This is a genomic window from Paenibacillus sp. M-152 (genome assembly GCF_003856555.1).
GTDB classification, from domain to species: Bacteria; Bacillota; Bacilli; order Paenibacillales; family Paenibacillaceae; genus Paenibacillus; species Paenibacillus polymyxa_C.
In genome coordinates, this window is sequence record NZ_CP034141.1 from 2,739,828 (window position 1) to 2,763,524 (window position 23,697).

The 23,697-nt window shown below is 42.6% G+C and carries 18 protein-coding genes, 3 pseudogenes and 1 riboswitch; of the genes and pseudogenes, 13 read left to right on the top strand and 8 right to left on the bottom strand.

The features are described 5' to 3' along the window. Positions 1–47: 47 nt before the first annotated feature. Together EGM68_RS12295 and uxuA are read right to left on the bottom strand one after the other, a co-directional pair. Positions 48–1,655, bottom strand: coding sequence for a mannitol dehydrogenase family protein (locus EGM68_RS12295; RefSeq protein WP_040101343.1), 1,608 nt, complete (start codon positions 1,653–1,655; stop codon positions 48–50). Next, a complete protein-coding gene (uxuA, locus tag EGM68_RS12300; RefSeq protein ID WP_129549266.1) occupies positions 1,656–2,735 on the bottom strand; it encodes a mannonate dehydratase in 1,080 nt (359 codons plus the stop codon). Positions 2,736–2,893: 158 nt separating this feature from the next. On the opposite strand from uxuA, the gene EGM68_RS12305 reads away from it, so the two are divergent. After that, positions 2,894–3,547 carry a GntR family transcriptional regulator gene (locus EGM68_RS12305; RefSeq protein WP_058831429.1) on the top strand — a complete coding sequence of 218 codons (654 nt, stop codon included), beginning with the start codon at positions 2,894–2,896 and terminating at the stop codon, positions 3,545–3,547. Positions 3,548–3,733: 186 nt separating this feature from the next. Here the strand turns inward: EGM68_RS12305 and EGM68_RS12310 are convergent, their stop codons facing one another. After that, a complete protein-coding gene (locus tag EGM68_RS12310; RefSeq protein ID WP_129549267.1) occupies positions 3,734–4,588 on the bottom strand; it encodes an SDR family oxidoreductase in 855 nt (284 codons plus the stop codon). A gap of 98 nt (positions 4,589–4,686) precedes the next feature. Beyond that, complete coding sequence (locus EGM68_RS12315) at positions 4,687–5,502, bottom strand: AraC family transcriptional regulator (protein WP_058712353.1); 816 nt, start codon at positions 5,500–5,502, stop codon at positions 4,687–4,689. A gap of 139 nt (positions 5,503–5,641) precedes the next feature. Here EGM68_RS12315 and EGM68_RS12320 point away from each other — a divergent pair, with 139 nt between their 5' ends. Beyond that, on the top strand, positions 5,642–9,289 hold the full coding sequence (locus tag EGM68_RS12320) for a glycosyl hydrolase 115 family protein (RefSeq protein ID WP_129549268.1): 3,648 nt from the start codon (positions 5,642–5,644) through the stop codon (positions 9,287–9,289). A gap of 85 nt (positions 9,290–9,374) precedes the next feature. Here EGM68_RS12320 and EGM68_RS12325 read toward each other — a convergent pair whose 3' ends face one another. Then, a complete protein-coding gene (locus tag EGM68_RS12325) occupies positions 9,375–10,262 on the bottom strand; it encodes a dihydrodipicolinate synthase family protein (protein WP_129549269.1) in 888 nt (295 codons plus the stop codon). Positions 10,263–10,434: 172 nt separating this feature from the next. Next, positions 10,435–11,088 (bottom strand): YczE/YyaS/YitT family protein, encoded by a 654-nt coding sequence (locus EGM68_RS12330; protein ID WP_129549270.1) that lies wholly within the window; start codon positions 11,086–11,088, stop codon positions 10,435–10,437. Positions 11,089–11,202: 114 nt separating this feature from the next. Here EGM68_RS12330 and EGM68_RS12335 point away from each other — a divergent pair, with 114 nt between their 5' ends. The 3 genes and pseudogenes from EGM68_RS12335 to EGM68_RS12345 all read left to right on the top strand — a co-directional run. Beyond that, entirely contained in the window at positions 11,203–11,655 is a 453-nt protein-coding gene (locus EGM68_RS12335) for a MarR family winged helix-turn-helix transcriptional regulator (RefSeq protein WP_129549271.1), read from the top strand. Between the two features lie 30 nt (positions 11,656–11,685). Further along, entirely contained in the window at positions 11,686–12,207 is a 522-nt protein-coding gene (paiA, locus tag EGM68_RS12340) for a spermidine/spermine N(1)-acetyltransferase (RefSeq protein WP_102163756.1), read from the top strand. A gap of 8 nt (positions 12,208–12,215) precedes the next feature. Beyond that, positions 12,216–12,314, top strand: a riboswitch (guanidine-I (ykkC/yxkD leader). Between the two features lie 94 nt (positions 12,315–12,408). After that, positions 12,409–12,546 (top strand): annotated as a pseudogene (locus tag EGM68_RS12345) (DMT family transporter); the annotation flags it as partial. A gap of 106 nt (positions 12,547–12,652) precedes the next feature. On the opposite strand, the gene EGM68_RS12350 reads toward EGM68_RS12345, so the two are convergent. After that, the gene (locus EGM68_RS12350) at positions 12,653–14,821 is read right to left on the bottom strand and encodes an amidase (protein ID WP_129549272.1); all 2,169 of its coding nucleotides are present in this window, start codon (positions 14,819–14,821) and stop codon (positions 12,653–12,655) included. Between the two features lie 475 nt (positions 14,822–15,296). After that, positions 15,297–15,525 (bottom strand): annotated as a pseudogene (locus tag EGM68_RS26070) (LysR substrate-binding domain-containing protein); the annotation flags it as partial. A gap of 209 nt (positions 15,526–15,734) precedes the next feature. On the opposite strand from EGM68_RS26070, the gene EGM68_RS12360 reads away from it, so the two are divergent. The 8 genes and pseudogenes from EGM68_RS12360 (at position 15,735) to EGM68_RS12395 (ending at position 23,661) form a co-directional block, all read left to right on the top strand. Beyond that, a complete protein-coding gene (locus EGM68_RS12360) occupies positions 15,735–17,408 on the top strand; it encodes an RICIN domain-containing protein (protein ID WP_129549273.1) in 1,674 nt (557 codons plus the stop codon). Positions 17,409–17,844: 436 nt separating this feature from the next. Then, positions 17,845–18,909 carry an NAD(P)H-dependent flavin oxidoreductase gene (locus tag EGM68_RS12365; protein ID WP_129549274.1) on the top strand — a complete coding sequence of 355 codons (1,065 nt, stop codon included), beginning with the start codon at positions 17,845–17,847 and terminating at the stop codon, positions 18,907–18,909. Between the two features lie 373 nt (positions 18,910–19,282). Further along, positions 19,283–20,086, top strand: coding sequence for an AAA family ATPase (locus EGM68_RS12370; protein WP_129549275.1), 804 nt, complete (start codon positions 19,283–19,285; stop codon positions 20,084–20,086). A 353-nt stretch (positions 20,087–20,439) separates the two neighbouring features. Further along, the gene (locus EGM68_RS12375; RefSeq protein ID WP_240664159.1) at positions 20,440–20,703 is read left to right on the top strand and encodes a dCTP deaminase domain-containing protein; all 264 of its coding nucleotides are present in this window, start codon (positions 20,440–20,442) and stop codon (positions 20,701–20,703) included. 29 nt (positions 20,704–20,732) lie between these two features. Continuing rightward, entirely contained in the window at positions 20,733–21,002 is a 270-nt protein-coding gene (gene rpsN, locus EGM68_RS12380) for a 30S ribosomal protein S14 (RefSeq protein WP_025678316.1), read from the top strand. Between the two features lie 278 nt (positions 21,003–21,280). Then, the gene (locus EGM68_RS12385; RefSeq protein WP_129549276.1) at positions 21,281–22,291 is read left to right on the top strand and encodes a CobW family GTP-binding protein; all 1,011 of its coding nucleotides are present in this window, start codon (positions 21,281–21,283) and stop codon (positions 22,289–22,291) included. 127 nt (positions 22,292–22,418) lie between these two features. Further along, positions 22,419–23,023, top strand: a pseudogene (locus tag EGM68_RS26540) (GTP cyclohydrolase, FolE2/MptA family). A gap of 230 nt (positions 23,024–23,253) precedes the next feature. Further along, entirely contained in the window at positions 23,254–23,661 is a 408-nt protein-coding gene (locus EGM68_RS12395; protein ID WP_013371190.1) for a MarR family winged helix-turn-helix transcriptional regulator, read from the top strand. Positions 23,662–23,697 lie beyond the last annotated feature (36 nt).

The following is a 23,697-nucleotide window of genomic DNA, read 5'->3' on the forward strand; positions in this document are numbered from 1 at the left end:
CCCCCTGACCAAAGTTTCGTAGCAGGGGGATTGCTTTAATATAAGTTCTAATTCACATACTTCTCTATCGTACTTCGGACTGCTCCGGGACTTGCCAGCATTTCATGAAACATGGCTTCAATCTTGTCGCCCAGACCAATCTCATATAATCGGACGCCGAACAGTTTTTCATCCTCAAGGAGGTAGCGAATTTCGGAGGTCTGATCGCCTAGCTTCGTATTCTGTAAATATCCCTGTAATGTATCCAGTAACGGGTCCGGACTGAGTGTGAAGGGAGCTCCTTGATCATCCAGTCCCAGCAAATAGCGACACCAAATCGCAATGGTCAAGGGAATAGCAGTCAAGTTGGCAGGATCAAGACCTGCTGTGCTAACATAAGACTTTATGGTTTCCCCAAAACGGATGCTCATCTTTTGAGATGTATCTGTTGCAATCCGCTGTGGTGCATCCGGAATATAGGGATTGGCGAAGCGTTCCTGCAATACCTCGTCAATGAATGCTTTCGGTTGGATAATTCCGGGATCAACCACAACAGGCAAGCCTTCCTTGTAGCCGATGGTTTCCACCAGACGACGCAAGGTGTGATCCTTCATTTCATCTGCAATGAGTTGATACCCTAGTAGACACCCGGAGAGGGCCAGCGCTGTATGTAGCGGATTGAGACAGGTAGTCACTTTCATCTTCTCCACTTTGTCCACCGTATCCCGATCCGTGAAGATGATGCCAGCTTCCTCTAGGGCAGGTCTCCCGTTTGTAAACTTGTCTTCAATGACCAAATACTCGCTAACCTCAGCATTGACAAAGGGGGCCGTATACGTATGCCTGGTGGTAACGATCATCTCCATGTCGACCAACCCCAGCTCCCGAAGAGCAGACTGTACCTGTAAGGAAGGGCGGGGGGTGATTTTATCAATCATAGTCAGCGGGAAGGTTATTTTCTCCTCATTCTGCAGATAGTCTACAAACCCTTTCTCAACTAGACCTCTGTGATTCCACTCCTTGGCGATAGTAATCATACTATCCATTAACAGATCGCCGTTATGGGAGCAATTATCCATGCTTACAAAGGTCATTGGAAGCTGCCCCTTCAGATAACGCTGATAGACAAGCGAAGTAGCTATGCTCATCACATGCACTGGCTGTTCAGGACCATTCGCTAAATCCCTCTCTACAACAGCCAGATACTTACCGTCGGGCCCGGTGAGGACGTATCCTTTTTCCGTGACAGTAAAGCTGGCCATCTGCAGAGTCGGATTTTCAAATATTTCAATCAGACGGAGGTAGTCGTCCGGACGATTCTGCTCTGCTGCGAGACCTTCAACGATGCTTGCGACCACACTCTTGCAAAATCTTCCGTCTGCACTCATCGACACCAGTAGGGTTAGATTGTCGTAAGGCTTATAGGCTTTGTCGATCATTTCAAAATCAAAGGCTTCGGCCGCAATTATACCTGTATCCGCTTTCAAACTATTCAGCAGCTGTTGCTGTGCATTGGCTACGAACCCCCGAAAAATATTGCCTGCGCCGAAATGCACCCATTGCGGTCTAACTCGGGTATTATGGGCTACAAGCTCCAAATCATATTTTGGCAGTTCAATACCTGCTGCTTCCCAGGCCGTCCTGTCTAAAAGGCTTTTCCGGTTAAGCTGGAGCATCTAATTCACTCCCTTGTTGTTTTGAGCCAGACTATCCCAGACACCCAGCAAGTACATAACTCCCAGTGCACGGTCATACAAACCGTAGCCTGGCCGACAATTCTTTTCTTCTCCCCATAGATGTCTGCCATGGTCTGGGCGCACATATCCCTGATAGCCGTTCTCGTAATAAGCTCTAACTACTTCCGGTACATCGACGCTTCCGTCCTTTCCACGGTGTGACACTTCAATAAAGTCGCCATTTTCGAACACCTTAACATTACGAATATGCGCAAAATGAATACGATCATGGAACTCCCGAATCATAGCTGGCAAATCATTCTCAAGATTAGTCCCCAGTGAGCCTGTGCAGAAGGTTAGACCATTATATGGACTGTTCACTGCATCCAGGATACGCCGGATGGTCTCACGACGCCGAACAATTCTCGGTAACCCGAAGATGGGCCATGCCGGATCATCAGGATGAATGGCCATCTTGATGTCAACCTCCTCGCAGACGGGGATAATGCGCTCAAGAAAATACTTTAGATTGTCAAACAGCTTGTCTTCAGTGACTTCCGCATAAGCAGCAAACAGTTCATCCAGTCTCGCCAACCGCTCAGGTTCCCAGCCTGGCATCGTGAACTTCCCTGCTCCCTTGAGAATCCGATCCACCATTTGGCGGGGATTATCGGTAATGGCAGCCTTCTCATAAAACAGAGCGTTAGATCCATCAGGTAGTTCTTTATACAACTCTGTTCTGGTCCAGTCAAAGATAGGCATAAAGTTATAGCAAATCACCTTGACTCCCACCTTGGCTAATTTGCGAATGGTGTCAATATAAATGTCAATGTATTGATCGCGGGATGGGAGGCCGATTTTGATATCATCGTGGACATTTACACTTTCTACGACCGCCGTACTAAAGCCCTTGCTTGTGATCTGCTCAGCTACCTTCTCAATTCGTTCCATTTCCCATACTTCACCAGCTACCTTATCATGTAAAGACCAGACAATACCCATAACTCCCGGAATTTGCCGGATATGATCCAGTGTAATATTGTCGTTGCCTTCTCCATACCATCTCCAGGTCATGTTCATAAAGATACCCTCCCTGATTTTATTGGTGATCTTGTATACAAGATCGGTTTGATCATAAAGTACAAAGTTTGCCCTTGTCAATGACAATTTTAGAGGGGGTCAACACATCAAAATGTTTTATAATAAGTCTAGATTTATAAAGTGAAGGCAGGAATGATATGTTTACAAAGGAAGAAATCAAGCAGCTTTTGAAAAATGATATTTTGTCGATGATCTTAAAGCCTGGTACTCTGCTCAGCGAGACGACCTTGTCAGAACGCTTCCAGTTGTCCAGAACTCCGCTGCGCGATGTATTGAAGCAGCTTGCACTGGAATCTTATATTGATATTTATCCCAAAAAGGGGAACATTGTCTCTTATATCGATCTGGAGTCCGTAGAACAAATGAGCTACTTGAGAAGCGCAGTGGAAAAAGAGATTATGAAGGAGCTTTCTACGCAATTTGCATTAAGCGATATACAGAAGCTGAGCGAAATTCTGGACAGACAGAGGGCTGTCATTGATGAAGATCATGCTACGGATCAATTTCTCATTTTGGACGATCAGTTCCACCAAACTATGTTCCAATTGGTAGGCCGAGAATTTCTTTGGCAGCTAATTCAGCAATCAAATGTTCACTATATCAGATATCGCAAGCTTCATATGCTGCAAGCAGGGAAGCTGATGGAAATCTGGCATGAGCACCAAACCATGCTTGAATATATGTTGAATCAGGAAACGAGCAAAATGGATGATCTGGTTCACCATCATCTCAGAAAGGATATACATTCTCTCGAATTTCTCCGGCAGTTCGCTGACTATATCAAGAAATAATGCTGGTGTGTGTTATTCATTTTTTGTTTATGAGTTTAGTTGTTTGCCGTCAAGTGGTGGTTGGAATTAAAGGGTTTCCAAAGGAATTCGAGATCTTGTATACAAGATAAGGCATTGTTGACACACTAAGCCCCTTGCCGGTTCGCAATTGTAAAATAGAAGGGCAAGGGCTGGAAAATGAAGATTCTATACCCCCGAATAGGCCATGAAACCACCATCGATAGGAATGACTGCACCTGTCACAAAACCGGAAGCGGTTTCATCGACCAGCCAAAGCAGCGTTCCGAGGAGGTCTTCAGGTTCACCGAAACGGCGCATTGGGGTGTGGGCAATAATCTTGGCCGAGCGCTCGGTAAGCGAGCCGTCCTCGTTGGTGAGCAATTGTCGGTTCTGCTCTGTCAGGAAAAATCCGGGGGCAATGGCATTCACCCGAATGCCGGATTCGGCTAGATGTACGGCCAGCCACTGGGTGAAGTTGTTGATGGCGGCTTTGGCAGCGCTGTAGGCGGGAACCTTGGTCATCGGGCTGGGAGCGCTCATGGAGGATATGTTAAGGACCACAGCGCCGGGTCGCCCGATCATGCTTTTGGAAAAAATCTGTGTTGGGATTAAAGTCCCGATAAAATTTAAATCAAGTACATTGCGGAAGCCAGGCACACTGAGATCGAAAAAGGTAGTGATTCCAGGCTGGTTCAGATCTTCAGGATGAAACGTCTCCAGACTCGTATTCGCACTGGGGTGGTTGCCGCCTGCTCCATTGATTAGAATATCGCACGGACCGAGCAGGAGGCGGACCCTCTCCTCAGCCTGCTTCACGCTTTCGACATCGGTCACATCGCAGGCAACCGCGATGGATTCTCCGCCGCTTTCACAAATTTCCTTTGCTATCAATTCGCCCTTATCAGCAGTACGGTTCAAAATGGCGACCTTGGCACCCTGGCGGGCAAGCTCCTTGGCCATGGAGCTGCACAACACGCCGGAACCGCCGGTTACCACAACTGTTTTTCCGGACAAAGCCGGATGCAGGGGAAGACTAGTCAATTTACATTCCTCTTTTCGGTGGAAGATAAGCCCGTATTACGCTTATACGCGTCCCACAAGCTGTCATGAATTTTAGTCTAAAACGATAACAGATGATCTTATCTAGCTTTCTTTCTAAATTCGCTAGGTGTCATGAATATCGTTTGTTTAAAGATCTTACAAAAATACATGGACGAGTTGAAGCCACATTCGTTACCAATCTCGAGTATCGTTAACTTTGTATTGATCAGCAAGTTGCAAGCATGTTGAATCTTAATATTATTTAAATATTGAATAACCGTAAGTCCCGTGACTTCTTTAAAACGATGACACAAATAATATTTGGACATGTAAAACGACTTTGCAATATCTTCGATTTTAGTGATTTTGTTATAGTTTTGGTTGATGTACGACAGAATAGGTCCAAAGTTAGCATACTTGGAAGACTGCTGCTCCACGGTTTGGGAATCCTTATTATTATTTAATAGTGATAACAGTTCAGCTAAAAGTATAAAAATACGATCACTCTCACCCGAGACGTTTTCTTTCTCCAGGGATTTCAATAGCCTTTTCACTTTCGCAAACACTTCTTGGTTCAAAGAGATGATGATTTCTGTGTTAAAGCAGCCTAATAAAGATTTTATCGCCCGCTCCGTAAAATATAATCGCAAGAAACGCTCCGTGAAATAGACACATGTTCTGGCACAGCCTTGATTTTGGTAGCTTCTATGGAACAAATTTGGTTTGAACAGTGCAACATCATGCAGCTCAATGTCATAGATGGAGTCCTGGATCAAAATCTGATGGTACCCTTTTTCTAGAAAATAAAGTTCATATGCATCGTGATAATGAAAATTGGTCATGTTGTGGTCTGCATCATGGACGACATACTCGATTGAAAATAGGGGATGCATATGACTTACATCAGCAATCATCGCTCAACCTCCATCCTATAGCAATATAATATAACAAATCGATAATTCGGCAACATATTAAAAGATTATTGCTTGGTATTCAGGTATAGTTTAGCTACCAGATTTTCTTCCGAATGGACCACATGAGGAGGTTAGACACTTGAAATCACACCAAGGAACCCAGAATGAATTTGAACTGTTGAAAAGAAATCACACGGTGCCTGTTTTTGTTTCCGAAACGGAAAACAGCGCGGTGCATCTTGCCTTTTGCAATCTTATGCGAGATATTGATTGGGTTTGCGGTTGTAAGCTATTGCGAGCAAAAGAAATGGATCAAAGCAGCATCGTGATCGGCACGATCACAGACAATGAGCCGTTACTCGCTTATCTGCAAGAAAAAGGGGTATCGCTGAAAAAACTAGCGCTGGAGGATGGCTCATATCGGTGGGAAGCGTTTCTTCAGGAAGTCATTGACGGTGTCTTATATATCATAGGAACCGACAGGCGCGGTACCATCTTCGGAATCTATGACTTGTGCGAGGCAATGGGTGTGTCTCCGTGGTATTACTGGGCAGATGTACCGGTGAAAACCTACGATGTATTTTGTCTGCCTTTGGACTACTCCAAAGCAGATTGGCCAGCGGTTCAGTACCGGGGAATTTTCCTGAATGATGAGGAAGAGCTTGATGACTGGGCCAAGATTCATACGCAAGATGGCACCATCGGGCCTGCCGCGTATCAATCCATTTTCGAACTTTTACTTCGACTGAAGGCCAATTTCATCTGGCCTGCCATGCATGTGAATTATTTTAATGAGAATCCCGAAAATGGAGCACTCGCTGAAAAAATGGGGATTGTTGTAGGCACGTCGCATTGCGATATGTTGCTTCGCAGCAACCAGAATGAATGGGAGCCATGGCTTGCAGCCAAGGGTTATGACGACGCCTCATACGATTATTCCATCGAAGGCCGAAATCGCGAGATTCTACAGGAGTATTGGCGGGAAAGTGTCGAGAAGAATAAAAATTACGAAGTGTGTTATACGGTTGGCATGCGTGGAATCCATGATTCGGGATTTTATACGCAGGCCATTGATGAGGACAATTCCATGACTAAGGAAGAACGGGCAGAAGCCAAGTGTTCTCTGCTAGGAAAGGTCATACAAGATCAAAAGCAAATTCTCAAGGACGTGATCGGCGAATCAAAAGAAAATGCTTCATTACAGACATTTATCCCGTACAAAGAAGTACTAGAGCTATATGACCGAGGTCTTGATATACCTGAAGGTGTGACTCTCATTTGGGCAAACGATAACTTTGGGCATATGCGCCGATACCCGAATGAGAAGGAACGTCAACGCAGTGGAGGCAACGGTTTGTATTATCACAACTCTTACTGGGCAGCTCCAGGAACGGGGATGAGCTATCTCTTTATCAATTCAATTCCATTGGCCCATACAGAAAATGAATTGAAAAAATCGTATGAATCGGGAATTCGAAAATTGTGGATTCTGAATGTTGGCGGGTTGAAGCCCCTTGAACAGGATATGGAATTCTTTTTGCGATCTGGCTGGGAAGCCGGCAAAGAGGAAGGAATGACCAAGAATGCATCCCAATTCGTTGAATCTTGGATAAACGCCAATTTTTCCGGCAACCACGGACCTGAAGTTGCGGAATTATATGAGACATTTGCACAGGTCACTAACGTACGAAAGATCGAACATATGCAATCCAATGTGTTTTCACAAACTGTATTAGGTGATGAAGCAGGGCGTAGATTAATGCGGCTGGAGGATATTTTTCGTCGAGGCAATGCCATAATGTACAGCCTTCCGGTCCAGGAGCGGGCTGCATTTTTCCAGATGTTTCTCATGAAAATTCACGCGTCATATTATACCAACCATGAGTTTTATTTTGCCGACAGAAGCACGCTTTCTTACGAGCGCGGAAACATGCAGGCTGCTGACCGATATGTGGAGCTTTCGATAAAAATGGCGGACTACAAGCGAAGAATGCTTCATTTCTATAATGCAAAAATGAGTGAAGGCAAGTGGAATGGAATCCTCACACCGGAAAGCTTTCCACCACCGCCTACCGCCTTGTATCCTGCGCGAAAGCCCGCATTGAAAATTGCTCAGGGTGGCATGAGAATCGACCTTTGGAATGAAGAAACCACACTGCGCTTTTCCATCCATGGTCAAAAACAAAAATGGTTTGAGATTGGAAACCAGGGGAACGGGACTATTCCATTCACGATTGAGGTAATGGAAGGCGAAGATTGGATCATTCTTTCCGAAAGTGAAGGATTGATCCAAACGGAGAAAAGAATTCTTGTCTCGATCATTGATCCGCATCAGCATGCTGGAAAGACTGGACAACTGACCGTCCGAAACCATAAAGATATGACTTCTGTTCCAATAAAGGTGCAAGTTGAGGAAGGTGTAAATGTTCCTGAAACGTTTTACGGACATATAGAGGCAGACGGGTATGTGTCTATCCCAGCAGCCTCCTACGACCATAATGTTCCCGGTGCAGATTCGACAGATAAGTCTGGTTGGGTAGTCATACCGGGGATGGGAAGATATGAAGGAGCCGCGATGATGGCCTGGAACGGTGAACTACGACCCCTTGGAGGAGAGCTTAAGAATCATCCATATTTAGGATACGATATTTTTTTGAAAGAGGCTGGGCAGTTTACCTTAGAGATTCACCGTTTTCTTACTTTAAATTCGACAGGCAACATTCGTTTCGGTATCGGAGTCGATGATATAGCACCTATTCTGGTAGAATCAGAGACTCGTGACGAGTGGCTGGGCACCTGGCAGGAATCCGTTTTTAATAACGGTGAGAAGATAAGAGTGGAGCTGCCCTACCTAGCTTCCGGTATACATGCCTTAAGAATTTATATGGTAGATCCTTATGTCACGATTAACAAGTTAGTGATATATACGAATGAGCAAAAAACGTGCAATTTAGGACCGATTGCCAGTCAGCATTATCATAGGTTGGTTACCGATCACGGTCTGGAAAGTCCTACTGTGAATTGGAATGAAATCGAACAATTATGTAATCAATTTTACGAAACTGGAGAGCATGAAGTACCTCTCCCCGTCGTTCTTTATGCCACAAGAGATTTTTACGCTACCATCGATGAGATCTTCTTGAAATGTTTTGATGTTCCGCAGACCATGTTGGGGGACAAACGCTATGTGGACATCTGTGATGCTGACGGTACAAAGGATATTATAAAAGAATTTGGTGCGGGTATGTTTATCGAATCAAACAGCATCGTTGCGATCGAAGCCGAATATGCATTGGAAAACTCTAAAAATGCGTATCTCACGTCCAGTAAAGACGGTAATGCTATTGATTGGAGCCACGTACAGGCCGAAACCAATGGAAGAACAGGTTTCGCCATGCATGTCTCTGAGCCTGGAAGGCAGTGGGAGAACCCGGAGATTGCTCCAGGGATGCATTACAAAATAAACATCACGAATTCAGGTAATTACCATATTTGGATTTTGGTTCGACATCATAACGGCCAATCCGATTCATGCTACTTATCGCTGGACGGCGTAGTGAGACCTTTATCCGAACAACTGGGCCAGGGCACACTGCATACGTATAACACAGCTCAAGTGTACTATTGGTGTTTACTGTCGGATTTGGAATTGACCCGTGGTGATCATCTGTTTTCGATCTTAGCTCGAAAGTCGCAACTCAGAGTCGACCGGATATATATGACACAAGGGAACGAATTACCGCCTGTGGATGCACTCTGGACGGATTCGATAAGAAAACAGCCCTAAGTTAAAGTAGCGCCTCCATGCTGAAAGAGCGGAATTTAGATACATGTTGAGATTCCGCTCTTTTTTCGATAATAAAAGAAACAATTCATTCCTGAAGATTGTTTAATATGAGTTTCAAGTGTTCTCTAGCTGATGGATTCAATGGTTGTAAGGGTAAAGGAAGACTGGGACTTGAGATCAAGCCACTTATTTCTGCTGCTGCTGAAACAACACGAAGGCTACCATATTGATGAAATAACGTCCAAATAGGTTCAAGTAGTGCCGAGAGTCGTTCTGCTTCGTCAGCAAAACCGTCCTGGGCCAATCGGGTCATATTTAGACACGCCTTTGGGAACAATCCGCCAAGAACTGAGAACCATGCTTCACAACCTGCATTCAAGCCGGTGACTGCAAATGAATCTCCACTTACTCCTATAGTTACGTGGGGAGGAATCGACCCTCGTAGTTTTTTGATGCGTGTCTTGGCTGCTTCGGGATCAGTAGGCACTCCGGGAATCTTAATCGAACCAACATTAGGTAACTCAGAAATTCGTCCGTGCAATTCATCACTGAAATGAAAATGGGAGGTACCCGGATTATCATAGACACAAAGTGGAATGGAGAGTGAACTGGTTACCTGTTCATAAAGTGAAAATACTTCTTCATTCGTTAGTGCTTGATAGGAGATGGGGGCTAGCAGCACTGCACTTGCTCCTGCTCTTTGTGCATCTTCCGCTAATCGAAGTACTTCTAAGGTACGAATCGCACTTATACTTGTCATCACGGGAATCCCCTCGGCTGAGTGGACAGCAAGTTGAAGAACACGTAAACGTTCTTCTCGATTAAGATATGCATAATTTCCAGTTGAACCTAATGCACCAATTGAGTCTACACCAGCTGTAACTAATCGTTGAATCAGCGTCACAAATGCTTTTTCGTCAATGCCTGTCTCATTAACCGGTGTGAGTGGAAAAGCAGATAATCCGTGGAACATAAAGTTACACTCCTTTATGAATTGACCTTCAAAATACAAACACATTATAAAAATGAATAAGACACAATTAAAGTACCAATTAAGAAACAAATAACTGTACCAATTCTTCTAGAGAAACTTAAAATTGAAAATAAAGATTCTGTTTCGAAATTAATGTAATGATATTACGCCTTCAGATCAGGTTAGTTGAATGCTTTTTGTCTTTATCATGATTTGGTGATGTACCAGAGTGTGTTAAGGTGCGATCTAATACTTTTCCAGTGAGGGGCATGAAATAATTGAGTATTAGCCCCCCTAGACCAACAGTTAACAAAGTTCCGATGCCAATGGGTCCATTTAAAATGAACGCTATGACCAAGAATATGAGGTAAATGAATGTTCTTGAAAAAAATAGATTTGTTCTAGTTAATTCCTGTACGATTATTGTTAATCGGTCAACTGGAATGGGCGCAAAGTTTGTCTGTAAATATGTTGCAGTTCCTAATCCAACAACAATTAAACCAATTCCAAAACAAACAACTTTGCTGTACCATAGTTCAGGCGTTAACACATCCTGCAATAAAAAAAGCCACATATCAATACCAATCCCCGTTATAAATGCTGTTAACAACCCCAGAACTTCTGGTCTTTGTCTATTTAAAAGTGAATTACAACAGATCAAAATCAAAGCCATTATGATTTCCCAACTTCCTACAGTAAGCCCCACATTTGTGGATAGTCCTACCAAAAGTGCATCAAAAGGTGATGTCCCAAGGTCTGATTGTATAGTGAAAGAAATACCAAGGGATAATATAAAAATACCTATTACAAAAAAAACATATTTCACTTTACTCGACCTCTTTAATATAATTTTATATTGCAAATGCAACAAAGTTAGGGTAGATTAAATATATACCATGTTTATTGCATTTGCAACAAAATAGGGGCAAAGGAGTTCATTATGAAGGAAGTACTTCGTGAAATTGGGATGATAGCCAGAGCATTAGATTCGATAAGTAATATTGAATTTAAAGAATATGACCTTACAAAAGGACAGTATTTATACCTTGTACGAATATGTGAAAACCCAGGAATCATTCAAGAAAAGTTAGCTGAGATGATAAAAGTAGATCGAACAACCGCATCTCGTGCTATCCAAAAACTTGTAATTAATGGGTTTATTGAAAAGAAAGAGGATCAGCATAACAAAAAAATTAATAAACTCTTTCCAACAGAAAAGGGGAACAATGTCTATACTTTCATAAAAAGAGAACATGATTATTCGGATAATGTTGCCTTAGCGGGATTTTCGGAAAGTGAAGTAAACACCATTTTTAATCTACTTCAAAGAGTAAGAAAAAATATAAGCGATGAATGGGAATTTGTGAAAAAAGGGAACAAAAGAAATTACTAATTGATTTATATGAAGGAGCATAAATTTATAATGAATGCGAAAATTATCAAATGCAGCCGTGCAGATTTACAAACACTCCAAGAAATAAGCATTGAAACATTCAACGATACTTTTAAAGAACAAAATTCACCTGAAAATATGCAAGCCTATCTGGAAAGAGCATTTAACTCGAAACAGTTAGAGAAGGAATTGTCCAATGTCTCTTCAGAATTCTTTTTCGTCTATTTTAATGAAGAACTTGCTGGATTTTTAAAAGTAAATATAAATGATGCCCAATCCGAAAAAATGGGTGATGAGTCACTCGAAGTTGAGAGGATTTATATCAAAAACAAATTTCAAAAACATGGGCTTGGTAAATATCTGTTAAATAAAGCTATGGAAATTGCACTGGGACATAATAAAAAGAAGGTCTGGCTCGGGGTATGGGAAAAAAATGAAAATGCCATTGCTTTTTATAAGAAAATGGGGTTTGTTCAAACGGGTGCACACTCTTTTTATATGGGGGATGAAGAACAAATTGATTTCATAATGACCAAATCAATGATACTATAATTGAATTTAAAAATGTTTTCTAGGGTTCCGCGATGTCATATCGGCTGGTCCGAGAGAAAACTCACAGTCGTTGCACTGTGTCACGGAAGGATAAAAGCCTGGGAGAAAAACTGCTGTATGCAGTATGATCTCAGGCTTTTTTTAATTGCTGCTTAGATCCATATTACATTTGCAACGTTATCAAAAAGGAGGAAGTACAAAATGAACAAGACATGGTTATCTGTTGTAATTGCGGTATTATTTGAAGTTGCATGGGTTATCGGGCTGAAACATGCCAGTGGATGGTTAGAGTGGGGAGGGACTTTGGTTGCTATTTTTGTAAGTTTCATACTCATGATTTGGACTAAAGCTTGTAGGCTAAACAATGATGGGATTTGAAGACAAACTCCCTATACTGGGAAAGCAGCTAGGGAGTTTGTTAATTTATGTTCTATGATGTCCTTCGTCATTGGGGTAATGTGACAGATTTGATTTGAGCAGAGGTATTTCCGTAAATATCCTTCGCCAGCACAAGAATATGCAGTGTATCGGCTTGGGAGGCACCACTCTGTTTGTATATCGTAGTTGGAAGTGTTGCTGACCAATTAGCTTTATCTTCTGTAATAGCGACACGCATGCCATTGACATAAACTTTGAGCTGAGCGATTTCACTTTGATCTGTGACTGAACCTTTCAAAGCGAGAATATCGCCCTTGAGCGAAGCATTCAACTTAAGTGCAGGAGCTTCTGTTTCCTTGCGTTTAGAGGGTGGGAGAGCAGTTTGTGGGTTATAGGAAAAGGTTTCATCCTCAAGCGCTGGCGTGCGTGTTGCAATAGGACGGTTTTTGGTTGCTTGCTCATAGGAATAAGCGTATCGAAGCAGGTCGTTATCGCTATATGCGGCACCTGCTATCGTCAGGTTGACGGGCATACCAGTATCTTTCATAGCACCCATACTCACAGACACACTCGGGATTCCGTACTCGCGTAGAAGGAAATTCGTATTGGAGAAATAGTTGCCATTCTCCCAAGCCTCCTCATAGGATGTTTCATTCACATCGGAGTCCGCTTTGCCGATATTCGAATTGGCCGGGAAAACTATAAAATCAAGGTTATTTTGCTTCATCCAATTTTCAAAATCAATCTTTCGTACATTTTCAAGCCCCCGTAGCCCTTCTTGAAACTGAGGAATTTGTTCGTAAGGGGTGACGCCTTTCTTTATTGTGTCAATGAATACGTCATAGTGACCAAGGTCTCTGCCACGTTTGGCATCAACTGAACCGGGCGGATTCGGAAAGACGGTTGCAGGGTCGATATTAGCCCATGACGGGAAATTCGGATCGCCCACACTTTTAAGGAATTCCTCAGCTACATAAGGATTAAGCAGCCCGAATTCCTTTTCAGCCCACTTTGCCGGCATCAAACCGCGTTCTTCAGGTGTTTTCGCTGTTGGTCGGTCCTTCTCGCTGTTCACTTGCAAAGGGAAGTCAACTTCCACAACTTCAGCTCCAAGAGCAGTTAAATCCTTTACAGCTTTTTCCCATAATGCCTGTATTGAAGGTCTGAATTTAATCGGAGTTGTGGTTTCAGGGTCCTTACCGATATAGATTTTTGGAACACCAATGCGTTTGCCTTTCAAAGCTTGAGTATCTCGCAGCTCTAAATAGGAATTGGGACGGACACTGTTGACAGAAGGGAGCCGAACAGCTTTCTGTTCTCTCCAGAAATCGCCCTTGGTGATCTTATCCTCAACAACAATCACGTCAAGCAGGCGGAGCATGTCCTCGATAGTTCTCGTATGTGGAACAACGACATCCCGTATAGGGAAGAGCGGCCAATTCCCCCGAATGGAGATTAGGCCCCGCGATGGGGTGTAGGCAATTAAACCATTGTTCGAAGCTGGTGATCTTCCAGAGGATACCGTTTCTTCCCCCATACCGAAGGCAGCGAGGTTGGCGGCTGTTGACACGCCAGATCCGTTAGAGGAGCCAGAGTACCAGGCTGCAGCCAAATAATCTGGATTGTACGGACTTTCGGCACGACCATAAACGCCTCTTTGCATTCCACCGGCTGCCATTGGCGGCATATTGGTTTTACCAATGAGCACCCCACCGGACTTTCGTATCTTCTCTACTGTAAAGGCATCATCTTTTGCCATCAGGTTTTTGAAAGCCGGAGATCCAGAAGCAACAGTGAGTCCCTTAACCTTGTAACTGTCTTTAACCGTGTAGGGGATGCCTTGCAGAGGCCCGGTATTAATCCCCTGAGCCCTTTGCTGATCAGCCTGAGCGGCTTCTTTTAGTACGTCAGGATTCAGAACAGGGATGGAATTCAGCCGAATGCCACTAGAATCATAGGCATATACCCGGTTAAGGTACATGGCTGTGAGCTCGACACTCGATAGTGCTCCTGACTTCATCGCGTCCTGCATCTGAGCAATCGTAGCCTCTTGCAATTGAAATGTAACCAGGGAGGAGGTAGGTTCACTAGTTTTACTTGAGGATGAGAGTGAGGGTGAAGGAGCGGCGGATGCAAACGAGCATCCCGTGAGAGTTACAATCATACCAGCTGCGATCCATTTGTAATAGCTACCGATTACATTCCTTGTATTCGCTTTTAACGTTCGTGCGCGCATAGCATTTTCACTCCTTAAAATAAGATAGGTAGGATCAAGAATTTGAATAGAGGGGAATGAGGAAAGGACTCTTTTTTGTACAAATCTTTCTATTTATACTACTTATTTTCATTGTAAATGTCAATTTTTGTAATGTTGAAAGCGAGAAAGTACAGCTAATAAGTTGCATTACAATCCTTGATACGTAAAGATACTTTCAGGACTGATATATTTTGGTTCCAATCAAGTAATCTATGAGAACAAATTAATATGAAGAATAAACAACTCAGTAATCAGATTTCTACAGGAGGCGGGTCAGTATATTAAATAAAAGATACATTGAAAGAGATCCACTATGAAGCATTAAAAGAAAAAAGACAACTTAATTACGCTAGTTTTTCACAATTATAATTGGCGCTCCTAGAGGGCAATAATACCAGTTATCCAACAAGTGGTCATCTTGAATTTTCGATCTCGTTATCCGTTTTACGGATCGATTTATAACAAGTTCAGAGAAAGCTTTCACTGTTGGAGATAGCCACTTTTTCTTTTTAATCAGCGTATGGGAGTATATAGGATCGAACTTTTCGGAATGATTTACAATTTAAGTTTTCCTCTATTTACGTTTCTTTAACTGTAATATAAGGCAAAAAAGAAAATCCAAGCCCACTCATAACGGTTTGTGTAATCGCCTCTACACTCCATAACTCCATGGTTTGAAAATGAAACTGGAAATGAAAATGAAGAAAAATGTTAAGCAAAAAGACCTATTTTTCAAGATATTACTATTATCAAACATTGAAGTGCCGATAAACATAATAGCGCAGAAAAAACAGGTATATATACCAACTCAAAGGAGAATTACATAAAGGAGGGATCGAGGATAAAATAGCGGAGGATTTATTTTAAACACACTAATATAAGGGGAATGTAAATGTTGAAAAGAATACTATTAGTATCCATTATTTTTTGCCTAGTAATAAGTACGTTTGAATTCACTGAGAAAACATTGCCTAAAGCTGCAGCATCCACTGGATTTGCTCATCCTGGCCTATTACATACGAAAGAAGATTTTGACCGAATTAAGCAAATGATTAATGAAGGCAGACAACCGTATTTGGATGGTTGGAATCAATTGCTGTCCAGTCCACTTTCACAGGCTGGATGGAAATCACGCGCTACTTCTACCATTATCAGGGGAGGAAGTGGGCAAAATGTAGCTGTGTTTTACAATGATATAGCTCGTGCTTATCAGAATGCACTTCGTTGGAAAATTACAGGGGACACCGCAAATGGAGATACAGCTCGTGATATTTTGAATGCCTGGTCCTCTAATCTTAAAACGATTTCCGGCAATGCTGATCGCTACTTAGCGGCGGGAATTTATGGATATGAGTTGGCTAATGCAGCAGAACTTATGAGAGATTATCCGGGGTTTAATGTGGAACAAATGCAGAACATGCTTCTTACCGTATTTTACAAACCATTGAACGAGAGATTCCTTATTGGCAATGAATATGGGAATAGTCATAATGATTCATATATACAGAATTACTGGGCGAACTGGGATCTAAGCAATATGGCTGCCACCATTGCAATCGGAATATTCTGTGACCGCCGGGATATTTATGATATCGGTGTTGAATATTTTAAAAATGGTGCAGGAAATGGGTCCATTTATAATGCGATCCCATTCCTTCATCCTGATGGTCTTGCCCAATGGCAAGAGTCTGGAAGGGACCAAGCGCATACTCAATTAGGTATTGGTTTAATGGCCACAATTGCTGAAATGGCGTGGAATCAGGGAGATGACCTTTATGGATGGGCGGACAATCGTTTCCTGCGTGCTGCTGAATATGTTGCCAAGTACAACAATGGCGAGGATGTGCCATTTACAACTTATGAATGGGGATCAGGTAGAAACGGCGCGATAAATAGTCAATCCGGAATATCGCCTGCCAGTCGTAATGAAATGCGGCCCATCTGGGCAATGATTTATAACCACTATGTCAATCGAAAAGGTCTATCTGCACCCAATATTGCTGCCCGAATGGCTCTGGAAGGTACCGAAGGTGGTCCGAATTTAAAATATCCATCAACGTTTGACCAACTTGGTTTCGGAACTCTTCTCTACACCCGGCCTGCTGGCAGCGGAGATAAAGCAAGCATTCCTGATGGAAATGCTTCTAATGGTATTTATCGTTTCAACGTGCGTTTGGACGGCAAGGTCATGGAAGCCGATAATACGATAGAAGGGGCAAATGTAATTAAATCAACCTATGCAGGTAAAGAAAATCAGCAATGGAGTGTTACGCATCTAGGTGGCGGTCAATACAGTATCAAGAATGTGCAGAGTGGACGTTCACTCGAGGTAACAAATGGCTCTCTGGATCATGGCGCTAAATTCCAACTGGCTGCTAGTACTGACCAAGATCAACAAAAATTTGCTTTTATCTCTACAGGAGATGGTTACTATCGCATCACTCCTGTAATTTCCAATAAGCCAGCTGATGTCACAGGCCTATCAACTGCAGAGGGAGTTCCTATCCAGCAATGGCGGTATACATCCAATTATAATCAACAATGGAAGCTTGAATCTATTGAATAGCACTGATCAGTAATTTGCCTAAAAGCATCAATCTAACATCGTTTATTCAATCGGTTGAATCTCATTCAGCATTTCCTTAGTCAAGCCACTATATTGGGAAAAGCTGTGCGGCAAAAACTGGTGTCGATATTCTGTCGGCGCCAGTTTTTTATTTTGGTACTTGAAAGATATATTACTCCAAGACAATAGTCCGTCTGGTCATAAGCGCCTCCTCTTTAACCAACCTCTTTATTGTAAACAACATAAGTTGTATAGTTGATTTTGAATGAAACTCGAGTATTATTTAATCGGCAATAGTGCTTCATTTTTGCCTAGACAACATGTATAAAAAATTGTTGAAAATAAGGAGAGCAGCCTATCGCGTCTTCTTGCCACTTTGTTGCTTGTTGAACTACCAATAGATCTTCAAATTTTCAACTAAAAGGAGGATTTAAAAGTGTTTGAGACTGAATTGACGCGTACTCTAAAAATTCGATACCCGATTTTTCAAGCGCCGATGGCAGGTGGCGTTTCGACGTCTGAATTAGTAGCGGCTGTTTCAAACGCTGGTGGGCTAGGCAACCTAGGAGGCGGATACTTAACGCCGGAACAACTCTGCAGCGAGATCCAAAAAATCAAGCAACAAACGGATCACCCATTCGGAGTAAACTTGTTTGTGCCTGAGCAATTTGAAGAGTCGGAAGAAGCTATCTACCGGATGACAGATTATCTCAATAAATATCGTATCGAACTTGGCACTGCTCAAAATCCATTGATTTTGAAGTCTGCAGAATCATTTGAGGAACAGGTACAGGTATTATTGGAGGAACGTGTGCCCATATTTAGTTTCACGTTTGGCATACCATCTCCAAACGTGATTCAAACCATGAAACAGCATGGAATATTCGTCATTGGAACTGCAACAACCGTTGATGAAGCCAAGCAATTGGAAGCAGGGGGTGTAGATGCTATTGTGACTCAGGGGAGCGAAGCAGGCGGGCATAGAGGGACCTTTCTGAAAGATGCCTCCCATGATGCTTTGATAGGCACCATGGCTATTGTTCCGCAGATCGTTGACCATGTGTCGATCCCGGTCATCGCAGCGGGGGGAATCATGGATGGGCGGGGACTTGCAGCAAGCCTTTTATTAGGAGCTTCTGCAGTACAGATGGGCACTGCGTTTTTAGCCTGTCCTGAGAGCGGTGCCCACGAAAAGTACAAGCAGAAAATCCTCTCGACAAATGAAGACTCCACTCAAATTACACGTGCTTACTCCGGCAAAGCTGCAAGAGGCATTCAAACAAAATTTATGATTGACATGCATCAGTACTCCGGTACAATCCCTGCTTACCCTATTCAAAACGCGATGACCCGGGACATTCGTCAGGCGGCTGCAAAAGCAAACAACCCCGAGTATATGTCACTTTGGGCTGGCCAGGGGCTTCGGTTAGCCAACGACCAACCTGCTGCTTCAATTGTAAAACAAACCATTGATGAAGCCAGTATTCTTGTCCAAAGTTAAAAGGCCATTATTCCGTTTTGATCTTATTTGAAGGGCGATTTCCCTGAGGTTTGGTGTCGAGATAATTTTAGATACCAGCATACTTGAGAAAATAAATGCGTGAAGACAAAGTCTATGGACTTCTGGAGAGAGAAGCAGTGGTCTTCTCTGGAGATGTACATCACACTTATAATTTACTCTCCCATGAGTACGAAATAGATGGTACCTAGTCACTTGGCTGGGTTTTTTTTTATTGAATAATAGAAAAAACATTCTAGATAATGAAAGGATAAACATGCCAGCAAACTATTTGAGCTGTTTGGTGGAAATCATAACCTGATTTTGATACACTTCTAATCGTAAATATTACTATTTAAAGAGGCAGGTAAAGACCGTGAACAATAAAAGCAAAAGCAATGCTGCTGTGCGGCTCCCGCGTGCCAAAGGCATTGATATGGCGACCGTATATACACCAAAGGAGTGCGCCCGCAAGGTCAAACGAATCGTACTAGCCGAGAAAAACCAGACAATTGTGGATGAGTTTATTACGATTTTGGGAATGAAAGAAAAGTTTGAGGAGCAGGATGTGCCCATGCCTAACAAGATCGTAATGTTTGGTCCACCAGGAACTGGAAAAACACTAACGGCTTTTTATTTGGCGCAGCGCTTGGATCTGCCGCTTATATTAGTGAGGCTTGACGCGATTATCCATAGTCATTTGGGGGAAACAGCGAGCAATGTGCGCAAGATCTTTGACTATGCAAATGGGACGCCTTGTGTTCTGTTTCTTGATGAATTTGATGCTCTGGGGCGTATGAGGGATTCAAATGATGAGGTGAAAGAGATGGCACGAGTGGTGAACACGCTGCTACAATGTCTAGACGAGTTCGGCGGAGAGAGTGTTTTTGTCGCAGCCACCAACCTTGAGGAAGAACTGGATACAGCGATATGGCGCCGTTTTGACACGAAAATGACGTATACATTGCCAACGCATGCGGATCGGATTCAATACATTGAACTGCTGATCGGGGAGAGCCTTGCTGGACAGGCTGCAGATTTGCTTGCCGGATGCAGCTTTGCTGATATTGAGCAGATTGTGTTAAAAGCAAAACGAAAAGCGATTATAGAGAACCGAGCACTTAATTTTGAAAACATAGAAAATGCACTGTCGGAGTATAATCCTCGCATGAAGGTATAGAAAGAGAAAATTCAAAAATACCCAGACGCCTATTAGCTGATTTGGGTACTCACTGGGTATTGTCATTATGGAGCCAATTTTTGATTGGTTCTCATATGTATTTATGTATATGCTATGTAAATAATCTTGGGCGTCGATAATTGTTTAGTGTGAAACAAATGTGGGAAGTAGATTTATAAACGACATGTTGTATTGACATGTGGACAAAACAGGATTATAGTTTTTTATTAATCGTAATTATTACTATTTAAATAATTCATCCTACAATCATGCAGGGTGAATACAACGATGTAAAAAAGGTTCATGAGAAATGACACCCTATATCTTGATCTGTGAAACTTATTCTAGAAGGAGTGCATGAAGTTATTTTATCTGACCGCACGCTGCGAACGCTGATCAGGCAAAAAAGGATGACCGTATCTCCGCTGACAGAGGAACAGATTCAGCCTGCTTCCATTGATAGTGAAGAGACCTTGATTCCACCGTTATCCTTTATGCTCGCAACCACGATTGAAACAATTCGGCTGCCGGGTTATATTACGACTTTTGTCGAAGGGCGGATTTCAATTGGACGTATGAGCTTATTTATGAAGCGGTCCGATCTGACATGCATTTAATCTAATACTAAAAGGAGCTAGAAAAATCAATGGCCAAAAAATCAAAAGTAGTACGTGAGAAGAAACGTCAGGAGACCGTAGCCAAATATGCAGAGCTGCGCCGTCAACTGAAAGAAAGAGGGGACTATGAAGCATTGCAGAAGTTACCACGTAATGCATCCCCTACTAGACTGAAAAACCGTTGTGAACTGACGGGGCGCCCGAGAGGATATTTGCGTAAGTTTAAAGTATCACGGATTGTTTTCCGTGAACTGGCTCATAAAGGACAAATTCCTGGTGTTACCAAGTCGAGTTGGTGAACAGAACAGAAGTCCAAGATGAAGCAATTGCTATTTTGACCGCATGTCTTGTTGCATTACCTACCGTGCATAAGGAAATGGGGAACATTCGCCGCACAGCTCACGAGCAGACAACTGCTAACCTCTGTGGGGGGGATTTTTCATGGCCTGCTTCATAGAAGATGTATAAAAAATCTACATTGAAGGGGTTTGAGCATGGAATAAACATGTGAAAAGTCTGATTGGGAGTTTGCAAGGAATGTACAGTTTAGAATTAGGACCTTAAGGGGGGGACTTACATGGAAACGGAACAAGATCCACGCATTCCGGTAACGATAATTACGGGATTTTTAGGAGCTGGTAAAACGACGCTGCTTAATCATATATTGAAGGCAGATCATGGTTATAAAATCGCTGTTATTGTGAATGAATTTGGAGAAGTGGGCATCGATAATGAACTAATTGTGGAATCTGGCGAAGAAATTATTGAAATGAACAATGGCTGCATCTGCTGCACAGTACGAAGTGATCTGGTGGATATCATGAAAAGTTTGTTGCATCGCAAATTTGCAGAGACTCTTACACCTGTCGAATATGATCGGATTGTTGTTGAAACTACGGGTTTGGCTGATCCGGGACCGGTCATACAGACTTTTCTTGCGGAGCCACTGATTTCAAACTTTTTCAAAATTGATGCTGTTATAACCGTAGTAGACGCTAAACATGCTGAACATCATCTTGATAACGGACATGAGGCAAAGGAACAAGTCGCTTTTGCCGATGTCATATTATTAAACAAAATAGATCTTGTCGAAAAGGAAGATATTGCTCGTTTGGAATCCCGGTTGAAAAAGATGAACTCACATGCCCGATTGACGCATACACATCAATCCTTAATTGATTTGGATCAGATTCTTGGAGTTAATACATTTGATCTTGATCACAAACTCGAAGTCGATCCACATTTTCTGGAAGAACATCATCACCATCATCATGATGACGATATTTTCTCCATTGTTCTCACTGAAACGAGACCTTTGGATTTAGATAAAGTGAATAAGTTTATAAACGATTGGTTGGTGGAGCATTCAGCTGATACGTATCGATACAAAGGAATTCTTAATGTACAGAAAACAAATAAAAGGGTCGTATTTCAGGGAGTTCACATGATATTGGGGGTGGATACTGACAGGGAATGGAATGTGGATGAAGACAGAACAAGCCGCATCGTTGTAATTGGAAAAGATTTGGATGAGGACTGGTTCAGAGCACGATTTAGCGAATGTGCGGTTGCCGAAGCAAGCGTCTGACAAGGAGCAGGATAACATGAGTAAGAGTGTGACACATTCATTTGTACTGCCTGATAAGGCTGAAAGGCTTGGGCTATTCGGTTCAGTTGATCCAATACAGGGAGACAAACCTGTTCTCAAAGAAGAGATGCAAGATTTGCAAAATAGCAAAAATGATTTTCTGTTTGAGTTACAGCAAGTAGGCATCGAAAATTTGAAGTATCCTATCGATGTTATTTCGGTAAAAAGTCCTGTAAAGGTGTCCAGCATTGGCAATTTTCGACTGACTACCTCACTGGAGCGGGAATTTAAAGGCATTAATATGAGCAGATTGGCAGAACAGCTTCAGTATAGTCGCAATGAGGGACTGAGTGACCAAATTACAGATTTACTTAGACTGACGCAGCGAATTGCCGAACAGATGTATCAACAGAAATCACAACGTTATGTCCTTGTTCTAAAGAAATAAGTGAATATAGTGCACACAATCAGCGTGGTATGCTACGAATTCAGGTACAGGGCAACCCTGGAGAATTATTGCCAAGTGATTGGAAGGAAAATCTGTTGGATGCCGCTGAATCCAATGCAAGCAGTTGCCTTCATCCCGTATTAAAAAGGCCTGACGAGAAACAGGTTACAGAACGTGCGTACGAGAATCCTCGATTTGTTGAAGACGTAGTGCGGTTGGTGGCTGCTGATTTGTATGAAAAGCACTGGATAAGGAAAGTTGATGATTACTTTACTTTAATCTAGATCATCAGAAGATGATAAACATCAGAGTGAACTGCACCCCAATTTTTAGACGCGATCTAACTTTGGAGGTGCAGTTTTTTGTGTCAAGTTGCAATGAAGTATTCCTCTTCGCATTCAGGTCGTGAGTGGTCATGAAACTTCAACCATTACATATTTTCCCGAATTGACTTTATGTCCGGATATCATTATTATCTTACAGTATAAGATAAATGCAGAAGGTGGTACTGCCAATGGACTATAAAGCGTCAGCAACAGAACTATTCGAGTGTATCGTCAAATCGCGCAAACCGGTGTTAGAGGAACGAGCGCATTTCTCTCGTGGTGAAATGGGGATTCTCATCGCTTTGAGTCATCAGGATGGGGTTACTTCGGGCCATTTGAGCGAATACTTGTCCGTCAGTACGGGACGGATCGCAACGGCACTGAAAAGTTTGGAGAAGAAAGGGTTGGTTGTACGACGTACGGATGCTAACGACAAACGTAAGGTGATTGTATTCATTACGGATTCAGGCAAGCAATTTATGATGGACAGGTATAACGAAGGAGTCGCATGGAGCGAGAAAATTCTTCGAAAGCTGGACGAACAGGATGCCAAAGAGTTTATCCGACTCATCAAGCTTATTGTCTCTAAAAGCTGAATTCCTATGTAGAGGACGTATGCAGGATACGTTAAT

Bases quoted from the DNA above. Each gene is read 5' to 3' on its own strand.
- EGM68_RS12295 (WP_040101343.1), bottom strand. From the start codon at position 1,655: ATGCTCCAGCTTAACCGGAAAAGCCTTTTAGACAGGACGGCCTGGGAA.
- EGM68_RS12305 (WP_058831429.1), top strand. From the start codon at position 2,894: ATGTTTACAAAGGAAGAAATCAAGCAGCTTTTGAAAAATGATATTTTG.
- EGM68_RS12315 (WP_058712353.1), bottom strand. From the start codon at position 5,502: ATGATTGCTGATGTAAGTCATATGCATCCCCTATTTTCAATCGAGTAT.
- EGM68_RS12325 (WP_129549269.1), bottom strand. From the start codon at position 10,262: ATGTTCCACGGATTATCTGCTTTTCCACTCACACCGGTTAATGAGACA.
- EGM68_RS12360 (WP_129549273.1), top strand. From the start codon at position 15,735: ATGTTGAAAAGAATACTATTAGTATCCATTATTTTTTGCCTAGTAATA.
- uxuA (WP_129549266.1), bottom strand. From the start codon at position 2,735: ATGAACATGACCTGGAGATGGTATGGAGAAGGCAACGACAATATTACA.
- EGM68_RS12335 (WP_129549271.1), top strand. From the start codon at position 11,203: ATGAAGGAAGTACTTCGTGAAATTGGGATGATAGCCAGAGCATTAGAT.
- paiA (WP_102163756.1), top strand. From the start codon at position 11,686: ATGAATGCGAAAATTATCAAATGCAGCCGTGCAGATTTACAAACACTC.
- EGM68_RS12385 (WP_129549276.1), top strand. From the start codon at position 21,281: ATGGAAACGGAACAAGATCCACGCATTCCGGTAACGATAATTACGGGA.
- EGM68_RS12350 (WP_129549272.1), bottom strand. From the start codon at position 14,821: ATGCGCGCACGAACGTTAAAAGCGAATACAAGGAATGTAATCGGTAGC.
- rpsN (WP_025678316.1), top strand. From the start codon at position 20,733: ATGGCCAAAAAATCAAAAGTAGTACGTGAGAAGAAACGTCAGGAGACC.
- EGM68_RS12395 (WP_013371190.1), top strand. From the start codon at position 23,254: ATGGACTATAAAGCGTCAGCAACAGAACTATTCGAGTGTATCGTCAAA.